At 45.5% G+C, this 653-nt stretch carries 1 protein-coding gene; it reads left to right on the top strand.

Annotation, left to right across the window (positions count from 1 at the left end; genetic code table 11):
* The coding region (locus DW917_RS16690) for a hypothetical protein (RefSeq protein WP_199545593.1) at positions 1-653 on the top strand (653 nt) is incomplete at both ends.

Raw genomic sequence — 653 nt, forward strand, 5'->3', positions numbered from 1 at the left:
AATCTATTTCCGTGTCCAGTCTGGCTCTGAGGAAATAAGCAACGGCTCATTTGATAAGGTGAATTGGTCACCTACCATTACTTACGCTGGCGAGTCAAATATATTGCCTAACGGGCTTTCTTCAACAGAGTACAAACCTGAGGATGGTGCCATCTACGATGTGAACACCTCCGCTAATGTGGAGAATGGTTCAAGCGTGGAAGTTCGCAGTGCCTTCCACAAGCCTGTAACAACCGACGATGTTGTTCTCAGCATCATCGGCAGCAATGAAAAGAAAGACAGTGACGGAAACGACAACCCGAACTATATCGAGAAGACGGTCTTTGCTCGTACACTGAAGGCTAATGAGACTTTCAATGGCGATTCACTCAACATCAGTCTGGAAAATACAGAAAAACTGACCAATTTCAGCTTTGAGATTTCATCCACCTCAAATGTTGATTGGAAGAATATAGGTTGGCAAGCGTCCGTAACTTACAAGGATTCTGCCAATGTTGAGCATACCATGGCAGTTCCTGCACATTACAAGACTTTCGCAAAAGCCTTGGCAGAGGGCAAGCCATACTTGACCACAGCGACTGAAACAATTCTGGTCGTGTCGCCAGTGCTTACCCTTTCTGACAATTCCATCAATGGACAGGTTACTTTGACCG

This window comes from Prevotella sp. AM42-24 (genome assembly GCF_003461825.1).
GTDB classification, from domain to species: Bacteria; Bacteroidota; Bacteroidia; order Bacteroidales; family Bacteroidaceae; genus Prevotella; species Prevotella hominis.